This is a genomic window from Corynebacterium confusum, from assembly GCF_030408715.1.
GTDB classification, from domain to species: domain Bacteria; phylum Actinomycetota; class Actinomycetes; order Mycobacteriales; family Mycobacteriaceae; genus Corynebacterium; species Corynebacterium confusum.
Genome location: NZ_CP047202.1, coordinates 1148778 through 1161088 on the forward strand (window position 1 = coordinate 1148778; position 12311 = coordinate 1161088).

Here is a 12311-nt window from a genome sequence, read left to right on the forward strand (position 1 = left end):
TTTTAGTCACCCGGCTGCGCGACCGCGGAATCAGCTCGGTCTTGCCGGCGCTGACGCCAGTAGACCGCGAAGACGAGGTAGACGCCCACCAAGAAGGCCACCACGCCCATCCCCGCCAGGATCCCGGACCAGAAGCTGACCTTGTCCATAGTCAACCCGACCGGAACCGGCTGCTCGGTGGCTGGGCCAGACGCTTGCGCCTCCGGATCTTGAGTCTCGGCCGGCTTGGCCCCGTCCGGCTTGCCCCCAGCAGGCTTCGGTGCCGCGGCCTTCGCTGCTTTCTTGGGCGCGGGCTTAACCGCGGCCCCTGTACCGGTAGTGCCCGTACCGCCAGATGCCGAATGTGCTGGCTTCGGCCGGGCCGAGCCCTGCGTGCCGCTTCCCGTCGTGCCGGGGGCGGCCTGTGACACCCCTGCTGCCGGGGCGGACGGGGTGCGGTGGCCGCCTGCCTGCGTTCCCGGGCGGGCTGGGGCGCTGGGCGAGGTCGTTGCCTGGTCGGCGGAGGCCGCGGCGTCCTTGCCGGCCTTCTTGCCCACCAGGGCGAGGGCCTTCTTCTCCGTGTCGCCGACGGCCTTGTCCAGAGCCTGCAGCTCCTTGTTGATGCCGTTGAGGTCTCGGGCGATGGCCACGGGGTCCAGGCAGCCTTGGGAGGCGGTGACGTCGACGGTCCCCTGAGCGGCGCTGGTACCAGACGGGGCGTCTTCGACGAGGAAGCCGACGCTCAGGTCGCGCGGCTCGGCGTCGTCCCCGGTGAAGCTAAAGCGCAGCTGATAGTAGCCGGGCTCGCTGAAGGCAAAGCCCACGGGCAGCGGCTCATCCCCGTCCAAGGTGGCCTCGCCGGAGGTCTGCTCGGCGCTGTCGAAGAAGGGCACCGCCGCGGCGCTCGCGGCGCGTGGCTTACTACTCCAGGCAGCGACCCGGGCCGCGCCGGTGGGACGCTCATCGACTGCCACGTGCACGGTCGTGCGGGCGCCGGCGTCGGCATCGGGGGCGGCCAGACGCAGGTGGCTGCCCGGGCTGGTGGGGGAGAGCACCCAGGCATCGCCGCTGAACCCGAAGGCGTCCGGCGCCGGCCCGGTGCCAGCTACCCGGAAGGTGGCCGCGCCGGAGGCCAGCGGGGCCTCGCTGGAGTCGGTTGAATCGAAGACGCCGGTGGCTGGTCCGTCCACGGACTCGTAGAGCGCTAAGGCCTGCTCGCCATGGATAATGCCGCGGGTGGTGGCCGGCTGCTCACCGCGCTTGATCAGCGAGAGGGTGCAGGGCTCGTTGTCGGCGCTCGGGTGAATGGTGGGCTCTGCGGCAGCTCCCGGTGCGGCAGCAATTGCCGCGCAGCAGGCGCAGGCTGCCAGCAGCGGAACGCGGCGCCCGGCACGCCGGCGGGTGGTAACTAGCGATAGGGTGGGAAGATTCGTCATGGTGTTGGCACGCTTTCTACTCGGTGGCTGGCGCGGCGGCGGCCCTTGAGCGGTGCCAGGGCCCACACGCATAAGAACAGGGCGGTCAGGGTCAAAACGATGGTGGCCCCGGCGGGCAGGTCGATGGCCCAGGCCAGGTAGATGCCCACCACGCTGCCGGCCGCGCCCAGGGCGGCGGCCAACCACAGCATGGGGGTCAGCCGGTCGCAGACCAGCCGAGCGGTGGCCGCCGGGGTGATGAGCAGGGCGAGGACCAGCACGTTGCCCACGGTGTTGACGGAGATGACAATCGCGGCGGTAATCGCCAGGTAGAGCGCGATGTCCAGGGCCGTAACCGGCAGGCCCAGCGCGCGGGCGGATTCCCGGTCGAGGCAGACCGCTCGCAGCTGCGGTCCGCAGGCAAACAGGAAGGCTCCGACGGCCGCGGCCACCGCGAGCGCGATCCAGATTTGGGACGCGGAGGTGCCCGTCAGCGAGCCGAAGAGGAAACTGGTCAGGGACGCGGTGTAGCCCTCCTGCCGGGAGATGATGACGTTGCCCAGCGCAAACGCCGCGGCGAAGAAGATGCCGATGACCGCGTCGGTCTTGAGGCTGTCGCGGCGGGAAAACAGCGCGATGAGCACGGCCACCACGCCGCCGGCCACGGCCCCGCCGGCCAACAGGGAGACCTGCAGGCTAAAGGCGATGGTTAGGCCGGGGAAGACGGCGTGGGAGACGGCGTCGCCGATAAACGCCATCCCGCGCAGGACGACATAGCCGCCGACTAGGCCGCAGACCACCGCGGCGACCACCGCGATGATGACCGCCCGCAGGAGGAAGGACAGCTGCGGGTTGGCCAGGTCCGCGAAGAACTGGGCGATAGAGACCTCGAGCATGGCTAGCACACCCCCAACGTCGCCAGCAGCGGGGAGGTGGTGCGCACGCCGAAGGCCTTGACCCAGGCCGCGGGATCCGCGCGGACCTGTGCCACCGGCCCGTCGGCGACGACGGTGCGGTTGAACAGCACCAGCCGCGGGCAGGTGTGGACGGCCTCGGCGAGGTTGTGCGTGGACATGACAATCGTGGTGCCCGCAGCCACGAGGCGAGCGAAGAGGTCGAGGAGCTGCTCGATATTGGGCGCGTCCAGGCCCGTGAAGGGCTCGTCGAGGACCAGCAGCTCCGGCTCGGTGGCCAGGGCCCGGGCGATGAGTACGCGTTGGCGCTGCCCGCCGGACAGCTCCGCGATGGGGCGCCGGGCGAGTTCGGCCAGGTTGGTCTGTTCCAGCGCGCGGTGTACGGCCTGCCGGTCGCGCGGCCCCGGGCGCTTGAGCCACCCGACCAGCCTCACCCGGCCGAGCAGCACGGCTTCGTGGACTGTGCACGGAAAGGACCACTCGACCTCGTGGCGCTGGGGGACGTAGCCGAAGCGCCGGGTGAACCCTACCGTGCCGCGGTGGGGCACAAGCCCCAGGCAGGCGCGCATGAAGGTGGTCTTGCCCGCCCCGTTTGGGCCCAGCAAGCCGACCAGCTCCCCGCGGTGAATGCGCAACGACGCGTCCCGCACCACCGACCGGGAGCCGAAAGAAACCTCCACGCCTTCCGCGTCGAGGACCGTTTCCGAGTCCTTATGCACGGCCTTCCTCCTTGCGCCGGCGCAGCACTACCGCGACCACCGCGATGGCGACGAGTGCAGCCACCGCCAGCCCGGCGCCGATAAGCCAGTGCGGGGCAGGGCCTTCCTCGGCGCCCGTGCGGGCGGCAGCCTGGTCCCACTGCGCCTGGTGCGCCTGGGCGGGGTCCGCGTCCGCCGCGGATCCGACGGCGAAGGTCAGGATGCCGTCGGTGCTCAAGTCCTCGCCGCTTCGGGTCTGTGCGTGCAGTCGGATACCAACCTGGTGGATGCCGGGGTCCGTGAAGACCCAGTTGGCGTGCGTGTGCGTGCCGGAATCCACCCAAAAGCTATCCGCCTTGCCCGCCTTCGTCGACCAGAGGACCTCGGGCGGCTCGAAACCCCCGTTCTGCAGGAAGAGGGAGAATTCGCCCGGGCCGCTGTGGCCCAGAAACTCCATGTCCACGCCGCGGTCGACGGTCTCGACCAGGGAGGGGGCCTGCGTGTTCCAGCCCAGCCACGGTACATCCGCGATCTCGGTCTGTGGCACGGTCCAGACCGGCGACGAGCCTTGCGCGCCGACGAAGGAGAAATCGTCGCCGTCCGGCACGGTCAGCTGGGCGGCATCGCCTACGCGGAAGACCACGTCGTCCAGGTGGCGCCAGACCGGCGCTGCTGCGGAATCGTCGCGGGCGAGAAACTTGGCCTGCCCGTCGATGACCTGGGCGCCGATGTCAACGTGCCCGTGGTCGATGGTGGCTTCGTCCCCGGCCGGGGCGACCGCCTCGTCGCCTCCGACGACCTGGGCCAGGTCCCCGGCCTGGGCGGGCCAGGCGGTAGGGCCGGCGGCAAGGCAGGCGACGGCGGCGGCAGCCACGAGCGCGCGGGGCGCGCGCAGGTAACAGGTGGGATGGATTCGTGTCATGGTCATCAGTCCTTTTTGTTTCTAGCTCTTGTGGGGAATGGGTGTGGGCATCAAGCGCCGACAGCGGCCGGCTAGGTCAGGCACCGGCGCAGGCTCTCGGCGTTGAAACGCATCAGGTCGAGGTAGGTGGGGACTTGCTCGTCCAAGGTGTCGCCGTAGATGGGGCACAGCGCCACGCCGGCCTCCCGCGCGGTCTGCTCGAGGATGCCGGCACCGCCGGTGCGGTTGGGCTCGATGAAGACGGCCGGCACCTGCAGATCGCGCAGCGTGCGCCGCAGGGCAATCACGTCGCGCGGGGAGGGCTCGACGGACTCGCTCGGGGTGACAAAGCCCGCGACCTTGAGGCCGTAGGCTTGGGCCAGGTAGCCGTAGCCGTCGTGCGTGGTGACTAGGTGCCGGTGCGCGGCCGGGATGCCGGCCAGTTTCTCCTCCACGAAGCGGTTCGTCTCCGCCAGCTTTGTCTGGTAGGCCGCGGCCCGGGCCCGGTAGGCCTGGCCGTGGCTGGGATCTCCCAGCGCCAATTCGTCGGCGATGACGTCCACGAAGGCTGTCGCGTTACCCAGGTCGTGCCACAGGTGCGGATCGAGCTCGCCGTGAACGTGCTTGCCCAGCACCGCCTGCGGGAGGAGATACGTTTCCTGCCCGGGCCTGCCCAGGAAGCGGTAGTCCGGATCCGGCGGGATGGGCTGCAGCGTCGACGAGGGCACGGCGATTACTACCTCCTCTGGGCGCCAGACCCGGTCGCGGTCGCGCAGCTCCAGCCGGCCGCCATCGATGTCGGCCGCGATATCCACGTGGCCCTCGTCCAGCACCTGCGCCCCGGCGGGCGGGGCAACACCTACCGCGACGGTCACGGTGGCGGACACCGGGTCGGCCTGCCCGGCCCGGGCGCTTAACCGCAGCTGGTAGAGCCCGGGCTCGGAAAACGCCCACGACAGGTGCGTGTGGGCCGAGTTGGGCAAACGGGTCCCGGAGTCGCCGCGCGCGGAGTCGAAGACCACCTGCGGGGCGCCAAAGGTGCCGACGATATAGGCGGCCACCGCGCCGGGCCCGTCCACGCCCTCCAGCCGGAAGTCGACCTCGTCGCCCGCGGCGGTGTAGGCGGACTTCAGGCCCAGCCAGATGGCGTCCAAGGCGACGTTTTCGACCAGCGGGATGACCTTCGCCCCGCGGGCGCGGGCCTGCTCGGCGACCTCGATGACCGGCGTCGCCGAGGTCTGCTCCAGTGTGTTTGTCAGCGCGGCTGGTTCCAGGAGTAGACCGTTGGCCAGCGCCACGTCGGCGTGGGCGGCCTCTCGCACCGTCCGCAGGCTGGGCTCGAAGGTGTGCGGGTCCCGGCCCGGCGGCACCAGGCTGGTCACCGTCGCGTCCGGGCCGGCGACCTGGCGGGCCAGGTCCGCAAGGATCGGGGTCGTGGCCACCACCCGGAACTCGTCTGTGGCCCCAGCCCCCGGCGTCGACGAGGCGGGCGCACACGCGGCCACCAGGCCGGCCGCACCCAGCAGCGCCAGCCCGGCCCGGCAGGCGCTACCGGCAAAGGACCACCGACCAGGAATGCTCCGGGCCATTAGCGGCGCCCCTCTACCAGCGCCCAGCGCGCCATCCCGATGCCGAGGACCGCCAGGCCGATGCCCAGCACCGCGATGGCCGTATTCATCAACGAGGCCCCCGTGTCGGCGAGCGTGCCACCGGCCGCCGCCGATGAACCAGTAGCCGATCCCTGCCCGGGCGCCGCGCCCGCCGCCGGCTGGGCCCCGGAAGAACCTCTACCCGCAGCACAGGCCTCGCCGTCTGGGTTGACCTGGCCGCCTAAGTCGAAGTGGCCCTCGGTAAACGCGCCGGCCGGGGCCTGGCCGCCCACCACGAAGGTCAGCGTGGCCTGCCCGGAGACGTCCTTGCCGTTGGTCAGGCGGGCTGACTGGGAAATCGTCACCCGGTAGGTGCCGGGCTCGCTGAAGAGCCAGTTGGGGTGGACGTGGGTATTCGGGTCGAGGGTGGTGGCCCCGGACGGGGTGTTGTTGTCTGCCCGGAACCATTCCTTGCCCACGATCTGGCCCAGCTGGCCCTGTGAGTAGACCATCATCGCGCCGGGCCCGGAAAACTCGGTCAGCTCCCAGGTCACGGGCCCGTCGAGGTGCTCCAGCATCGTCGGATGCTGGGTATTAGCGCCCAGCCAGGGCACCCCCGGCTGCTGCGTGGAACCGATCATCCACGCCGGGCCGCGACCCACCGGGCCAATGTCCTCGGGCAGATCGGCGCGGGCGGCGTCGGAGAGGTGGAACACGGCATCGTCGGCTGGGACCCAGCTCGCGGGGGTCGTGGAGTCGTCCTTGACTTGCGGCTCAATCCCCGGCGTGCAGCGGCCCGGCTGCCCCTTGTCCGCCGCGGCTGCCGGCGCACCACCGCGTGCCCCGGGCTCGGAAGAGGCATCGTCCTGCCGGTCCTGGGCAGACCCACCGCTTTCCGGTGCCGCCTCGCCCGCACCCGCGTCCTGATGCTCGCCGCCTGACTCGCCGACCACCCAGGTATAGGTCTGCGGGCTGCTTTCGGCGCCGCCGGCAGTAGCGCGCACAGTCATCGTGTACGTGCCCGGTTCGCTAAAAGCCCAGTTGACGTGCCGGTGCGCCGGGGTCTGTTGGGAGATCACGGACCCGGAGGTTAGTTCCAGGCCGCCGTCGGTGATTACCCCGCTCAAGTCGCCGAAGCCGGTGGACTCGAAAGCGTAGACTGCGCCCGGCCCGGTGACCTCGTCGAAGTTCAGGTCGACCTGCCCGAAACCGCCGGCGCGCACGCCCTGGGTATCCCAGCCCGGCCAGAGCAGGTTCGGGTCCTGGGTCTGCGGCAGCAGGTAGGTGCTGGCGCCGATGCCGTCGACGGACTCCGTGGCATCAGTCCAGGCCTGCTCGTTGACCTGTAGGGTCACCTCCTGCGGGGCGCGGACCACACCGGAGCCGGTGACGTCCTCCTTCAGCACCAGGTCCAGCGCCCCGCCATCGGCGGTGACGTAGAAGGCATCGACGTGCCCGGAATCAAAGGTGATGGCCTCGGCCCGGGCGGCGGGCAAGACCCCCGCAAGCAGAACCAGAAAGACCGCGGCGACCAGCGCGCCCACGTGGTGGCCGGCGCGGCGGGTGTAGTGCGCAACTCGCATGGAAGTTACCTTTCGGAAAAGCGATTATCGGATGGTTGTTGAGCGGCCAAGCCCGGCCAGGAAGCGCTCGACGGTGGCGGCTACCCCGGGCACGTGCCGGAAGACGAAGCTGACCGCGGCGCCGACTACCCCCAGGACCGCAAGCGGCACAAACAGCGCCAGTGGCTGGAAGGAGGACAGCACCACATCGCCCGTGCCCGGCTGCTGCGGGCTCGGCTGGGGCTTGGGTTCTGGTTTAGGCTCCGGTTCGGGTTTCGGATCCGGCTTCGGCTGGGAACCCTGGTCCGGGGCTCCGTTTTTCACGCAGTCGTCGACGGCGTCGTCGCCCACGGCGAAGCTGAGCACCTGCGGGCGCGAGCTGACCTCACGGCCGTCGGTGGTGCGCGCCCGGAAGCTGACGGCGAACTGGTACCAGCCCGGGGTGCTAAAGGCCCAGTTGGCGTGCACGTGCGAGGCCATCTGGGTCTCCACGGTCGTGTCCTTGGCGCGGGAATCGGCCAACACCGCCACCTCGGAGCCCAGGCCCTGGTTGGTAAACAGGCCCCAGCTCGCCCCGTCCGGGACGCGCACCGGGTCCAGCTCCAGGGTGACCGAGCCCTCCGTGTAGGCGCTGTAGTGCAGCGCCTCCGTGTTATAGCCCGGCCAGATCACGCCGTCCTTTTGGGTCTGCGGCAGTAGGAAAAACTTTTTGCCCACCGGGCCCATGAAGTCCAGGGCCTTATCCGCCATGGCCGGGGTCCGGGTGCGCTGCGCGTTATTCCGCACGCCCAGCACCACCTCGTCTAGCCGGTGGACCGGGTTCTTCTTCCCGGTCAAGCCCGTGTCGTCCTTCAGGCCGACGTCAAAGCCCTCCGCGCTTGGCGATGCCGCCACATCCACGTGGCCTCTATCCAACAGGTAGCGCTCGCCGCAGCGGGCAGGAGTCTGGCCCGGGACACCCGGCGTGGGCCGGGCGGCATCCGCGCCGGCAAGCGAGACGGTTTTTTCGACAGTCCCGGTCGGGGAGTAGTCCTCGGTGATGACCGCCTCGGTGGGGGAAAGGTCGGAGACCAGCGGGTGGGGGGTGAACTTGAGTTTGAGCGTGTTGTCGCCGTCCCAGTCCTTCTTGAAGTAGTACTCGCCGTGGCCGGCGGTGACGGAGGCATGGAAATCGATGATCGGCAGCTCGTCGTCCTTCGACGAGTACATCCCGCCGGTGATAAAGCCGGTGTAGTGCGGGTCGGCGGTATCAATAACCAGCCGAGATTGCCCGTTGGCCGCCGGTTCCACGCGCACCTTCGCGGACTGGTCGGAAACGGCGGCCTCCGTGGTGGCGGCCATGCCGCGCGGCTGCGAGGCCACCTCCCAGGCACTATGCTCCTGCGAGTGCTCGGTAGTGCTCGCGCGGGACTCGCCCTGGCGCTTGGCCGCGGTGGTCGCGATGACGTCGGAGACCCACCGCGGGGCGGAATCCCCGTCGGGCACGAAGACGGCTTGCAGGCGGGAATCACCGGCGCCCAACAGCTCGTCGAACTGGGCGCGGCCGCCCTTGACCGGCAGGTCGGTGAGGAAGTAGCCGTCGTGGAAGACCGTCAGCGTGCCGTCGACGGGCTGTTCGGCGCGGAAACCCAGGGTGGTCAGGTTCTCGTCGCCGTCCTTATCCTTGCCCGTTTTCGGGCTCACCCGTAAGTGGTAGCCGGCGGACTGCAATGAGTCGCGGTCCCCGGCACCGGCAGCCCGGTAACGCTGCTCCAGCGGCTCCGTCGGGTCGTCGAGCGGGCGCTGGCCGCCGACCTGGATGGAGGTGGTCGTTGGCTGAGAGGCCACTAGTTTGCCATCGGCGGTGCGGGCCGTGGTGCGGTAGGTGATTTCGTAGCGCCCCGGCTTGGTAAAGAGCATGTGGTTGTGGGTGTGCGTGCCGGCCTCCAGCGGGGTGGAATGCGCCGAGTCCGCAAAGGAGCCGAAGATCCGCTCCGGGGCTTGGTCGGGCAGCCAGTTGTAGAGCTCGAAGTCGCCTGGGCCGTCTACGGAGACCAGATCCAGCGAGGCCACGTTCCCCCGAAAATCTGCCACCGGCAGGCCTCGGTCCGAGCCAAAGCCCATCCAGATGGGGTCGTGGTTGCCGCGCGGGTTGGCCGGGGCGTTGTAGACGACATCGCCGGGCTTGCCTGCGAAGGCGAAGGAATCATCCTCCGGCAGTTGGAACTGGTATTGCTGCCGGCCGCTGCCTGCCGCCCAGCCCTTGCCCACCCAGGCCACGGTCTGGTCCAGGAGGTGGGCTTTTCGGTGGAACTCCGATTTCAGTGCGAAGGAGTCGTTTTCCCAGAACGTCTTGGGAGAGTCGATGTGGGTCTGCGTCGCGACGATCTTGCCGTCGTCGGGCCCGGCTAGAGCAGTCGCGGGCGACAGGAGGGCAGGGGTGAGGAGCAGAGCGATGCAGCGACGCCGGAGTGTAGCCACGGTCGGGAAAGCCTTTCTTCAGTTGGGGGTTTCCACCCCAGATTAAAGAAAACGGTTTCCAATCCAAATAGTCTACCCCTGCGGCGCGGCGCGACGGGGCCCTGACGACGACTAATGAATATTACACCCAATAGTGGCGGGGGTAGCGCCGCGCGGGCGGTCCGGTGGCGCGTGGCGCGCAGGCTCAGCGAATTGCGGGCCGCCGGCTCGTCTACGATGGTGGGCATGAGTGATGTACGTGTACGATTCTGCCCGTCGCCGACCGGCACCCCACACGTGGGGATGGTCCGCACGGCCCTGTTTAACTGGGCCTATGCGCGCCACACCGGTGGCAAACTGATTTTCCGCATTGAGGATACGGACGCCTCCCGCGACTCCGAGGAGTCCTACCAGGCGATTATTGACTCCCTGACCTGGCTGGGGCTCGGCTGGGACGAAGGTATTGACGTGGGCGGCCCGCATGAGCCGTATCGCCAGTCCCAGCGCAAGGACATCTACGCCGACGTCCTGCAGAAGCTCAAGGACGCCGGCCTAGTCTACCCAGCCTATTCCACCGCCGAAGAGGTCGAGGAGCGCCACAAGGCCGCCGGCCGCGACCCGAAGCTCGGCTACGACAACTACGACCGCGAGCTTAGCCAGGAGCAGATCGATGCCTTCGAGGCCGAGGGTCGCAAGCCCGTCTGGCGTCTGCGCATGCCGGAGCAGGACTGGTCCTGGACCGACCTGGTCCGCGGCGAGATGACCTTCAAGGCCGAGACCCAGCCGGACTACGTGGTGGCCCGCTCCAACGGTGAGCCTCTCTACACGCTGGTCAACCCGGTCGACGATGCCTTGATGGGCATCACCCACGTCCTTCGCGGCGAGGACCTGCTTTCCTCGACCCCGCGCCAGCTGGCCCTCTATGCGGCCCTGAAACAGATTGGCGTCGCCGAGTTCACTCCGCAGTTCGGCCACCTGCCCTTCGTGATGGGGGAGGGCAACAAGAAGCTGTCCAAGCGCGACCCGCAGTCCAACCTGTTCAACCACCGCGACAATGGCATCATCCCGGAGGGCATGCTCAACTACCTGTCCTTGCTGGGCTGGTCCCTGTCCGCTGACCAGGACATCTTCGGCACTGACGAGCTGGTCAAGAACTTCGACGTGGCCGACGTGCTGGGCAACCCGGCCCGCTTCGATCAGAAGAAGCTCGAGGCCATCAACGCCGACCACATCCGCCTCCTGGAGCCGGAGGAATTCGCCTTCCGCCTGCGCAATTACCTGACGGAGTACACCGACTTCCCGGCCGACTACGACCCGGAGAAGTTCGCCTTCGCCGCCGACCTCGTCCAGACCCGCATCAAGACGCTGTCCGATGCCTACGGCCTGCTCAAGTTCCTCGTCACCGCCGACGAAAACCTGGAGCTCGACGAGAAGTCCGCCCGCAAGAACCTCAAAGAGGACGCCGTCCAGCCCCTCGAGGTCGCCATCGCGACGCTGGAGCCCATCGAGGACTGGACCACCGAGCCCATAGAGGCGGCCCTGTCGAAGGCCCTCATCGACGACCTGAGGCTCAAGCCGCGCAAGGCCTACGGCGCCCTCCGCGTGGCCGTCTCCGGCGCTGCTGTGTCCCCGCCGCTGTTCGAGTCCATGGAGCTGCTCGGCAAGGAGTCCACTCTCAACCGTCTGCGGGCCGCCCTTGCCAAGACCCCGTGGCAGAGCGCGCAAGCCTAAATTCACACGCTGTAATTCATCCGCGGTAGGTACACTTAAAAGGCGCTAAAAACCGCCTATGTGCAGGTGATTTGCTAGTGTGCCGCCGGGGTGGTTATAGTTATTAACCGTTGCAGCGAGCGGTTGCGAGAGATTGAAAAACCTCCCAATCGAAAGCCTAGCAACAATTGGCCTATGGTGTAATTGGCAACACAGCGGTTTCTGGTACCGTCGTTCTAGGTTCGAGTCCTGGTAGGCCAGCAGTGATAAAGGGGTTAAATACCTGGAGTCACAGTTCTATGCCCCGTTCGTCTAGCGGCCTAGGACGCCGCCCTCTCACGGCGGTAACACGGGTTCAAATCCCGTACGGGGTACAAATCAGAAAGGCAGCCAGTATCTACATGGCTGCCTTTTCTGCGTCTGCAGGGTGGTATTAGCCTACCCCAGACCACCGCCGGGAAAGCTCAAGTTGCCGGGCCCAGTGGGGTAGGACCACCCGCTATTTCCGGGACTTTCCCCTTATCCCTTCCATCCCTTCTGAGCTGGTCATATACTAGGCCTCAAGACGTTAACCGAAAGAAAAGGAGATTGGATGAAAGCTTCTTTCCGTCTTAAGCGCAACGAAGATTTATAGCTCGTGAAGATGCGGCATTGCCATAATTCATAACTTCCCACCGCGACTATTGCACGAAGTACAGGAGCTAAACGAGGATGAATCTCGACGCAGAAACGAAATCCCAGTGCAGTGTAGCCGAGGATCCTTCGGGCCACTGACAGTCAGACAGACTGCAAGCGAAATAACCACTGATTCGATTCGCATCCGGCCGGACAGAAGGAACTGTCACTACCGCACTGGGATTTTTATGTTCTCAGCTGCTGATTTGTTGATGCCTGGCGCATAGTTTAGAGTAATTCAAGTCCGCAACGCACAGCGTGCGATGCTTTGGACAAGCTAGGCCCCGTTCGTCTAGCGGCCTAGGACGCCGCCCTCTCACGGCGGTAACACGGGTTCAAATCCCGTACGGGGTACAAACCTACAAGCCCAACCCATCACGGGTTGGGCTTTTTCTTTTGCCGCCAGTCGGCTGTGAATGATCTGGGGAC

The 12311-nt window shown here is 67.6% G+C and carries 8 protein-coding genes and 3 tRNA genes; 4 read left to right on the forward strand and 7 right to left on the reverse strand.

The window, feature by feature from the left end:
* Window positions 1–2 precede the first annotated feature (2 nt).
* The 7 genes from CCONF_RS05390 to CCONF_RS05420 all read right to left on the reverse strand — a co-directional run bounded on the left by CCONF_RS05390 (window position 3) and on the right by CCONF_RS05420 (window position 9518).
* The gene (locus CCONF_RS05390; protein WP_290226007.1) at window positions 3–1415 is read right to left on the reverse strand and encodes a hypothetical protein; all 1413 of its coding nucleotides are present in this window, start codon (window positions 1413–1415) and stop codon (window positions 3–5) included.
* Entirely contained in the window at window positions 1412–2290 is an 879-nt protein-coding gene (locus CCONF_RS05395) for an anchored repeat-type ABC transporter permease subunit (protein ID WP_290226008.1), read from the reverse strand. Before CCONF_RS05395 ends, CCONF_RS05390 begins: the two co-directional genes overlap by 4 nt.
* 2 nt (window positions 2291–2292) lie before the next feature.
* Window positions 2293–3027 carry an anchored repeat-type ABC transporter ATP-binding subunit gene (locus CCONF_RS05400; protein WP_290226011.1) on the reverse strand — a complete coding sequence of 245 codons (735 nt, stop codon included), beginning with the start codon at window positions 3025–3027 and terminating at the stop codon, window positions 2293–2295.
* Entirely contained in the window at window positions 3020–3928 is a 909-nt protein-coding gene (locus CCONF_RS05405) for a choice-of-anchor M domain-containing protein (protein WP_290226013.1), read from the reverse strand. The genes CCONF_RS05400 and CCONF_RS05405 overlap by 8 nt, the downstream gene beginning before the upstream one ends.
* A 71-nt stretch (window positions 3929–3999) precedes the next feature.
* Window positions 4000–5496 (reverse strand): anchored repeat ABC transporter, substrate-binding protein, encoded by a 1497-nt coding sequence (locus CCONF_RS05410; RefSeq protein WP_290226029.1) that lies wholly within the window; start codon window positions 5494–5496, stop codon window positions 4000–4002.
* Complete coding sequence (locus tag CCONF_RS05415) at window positions 5496–7079, reverse strand: TIGR03773 family transporter-associated surface protein (protein ID WP_290226030.1); 1584 nt, start codon at window positions 7077–7079, stop codon at window positions 5496–5498. Before CCONF_RS05415 ends, CCONF_RS05410 begins: the two co-directional genes overlap by 1 nt.
* Before the next feature lie 24 nt (window positions 7080–7103).
* Window positions 7104–9518: a choice-of-anchor M domain-containing protein gene (locus CCONF_RS05420; RefSeq protein ID WP_290226032.1), complete on the reverse strand. Its 2415-nt coding sequence runs from the start codon at window positions 9516–9518 to the stop codon at window positions 7104–7106.
* A 216-nt stretch (window positions 9519–9734) separates the two neighbouring features.
* On the opposite strand from CCONF_RS05420, the gene gltX reads away from it, so the two are divergent.
* The 4 genes from gltX to CCONF_RS05440 all read left to right on the forward strand — a co-directional run bounded on the left by gltX (window position 9735) and on the right by CCONF_RS05440 (window position 12236).
* On the forward strand, window positions 9735–11228 hold the full coding sequence (gene gltX / locus CCONF_RS05425; protein ID WP_290226279.1) for a glutamate--tRNA ligase: 1494 nt from the start codon (window positions 9735–9737) through the stop codon (window positions 11226–11228).
* 168 nt (window positions 11229–11396) lie between these two features.
* Window positions 11397–11468, forward strand: a tRNA-Gln gene (locus CCONF_RS05430).
* A gap of 40 nt (window positions 11469–11508) precedes the next feature.
* Window positions 11509–11581: transfer RNA gene (locus CCONF_RS05435), tRNA-Glu, on the forward strand.
* 582 nt (window positions 11582–12163) lie between these two features.
* A tRNA-Glu gene (locus tag CCONF_RS05440) sits at window positions 12164–12236 on the forward strand.
* Window positions 12237–12311 lie beyond the last annotated feature (75 nt).

Excerpts from the sequence above, each read along its gene's own strand:
- CCONF_RS05395 (WP_290226008.1), bottom strand. The coding sequence starts at position 2,290 with ATGCTCGAGGTCTCTATCGCCCAGTTCTTCGCGGACCTGGCCAACCCG.
- CCONF_RS05390 (WP_290226007.1), bottom strand. The coding sequence starts at position 1,415 with ATGACGAATCTTCCCACCCTATCGCTAGTTACCACCCGCCGGCGTGCC.
- CCONF_RS05405 (WP_290226013.1), bottom strand. The coding sequence starts at position 3,928 with ATGACACGAATCCATCCCACCTGTTACCTGCGCGCGCCCCGCGCGCTC.
- CCONF_RS05410 (WP_290226029.1), bottom strand. The coding sequence starts at position 5,496 with ATGGCCCGGAGCATTCCTGGTCGGTGGTCCTTTGCCGGTAGCGCCTGC.
- CCONF_RS05415 (WP_290226030.1), bottom strand. The coding sequence starts at position 7,079 with ATGCGAGTTGCGCACTACACCCGCCGCGCCGGCCACCACGTGGGCGCG.
- gltX (WP_290226279.1), top strand. The coding sequence starts at position 9,735 with ATGGTGGGCATGAGTGATGTACGTGTACGATTCTGCCCGTCGCCGACC.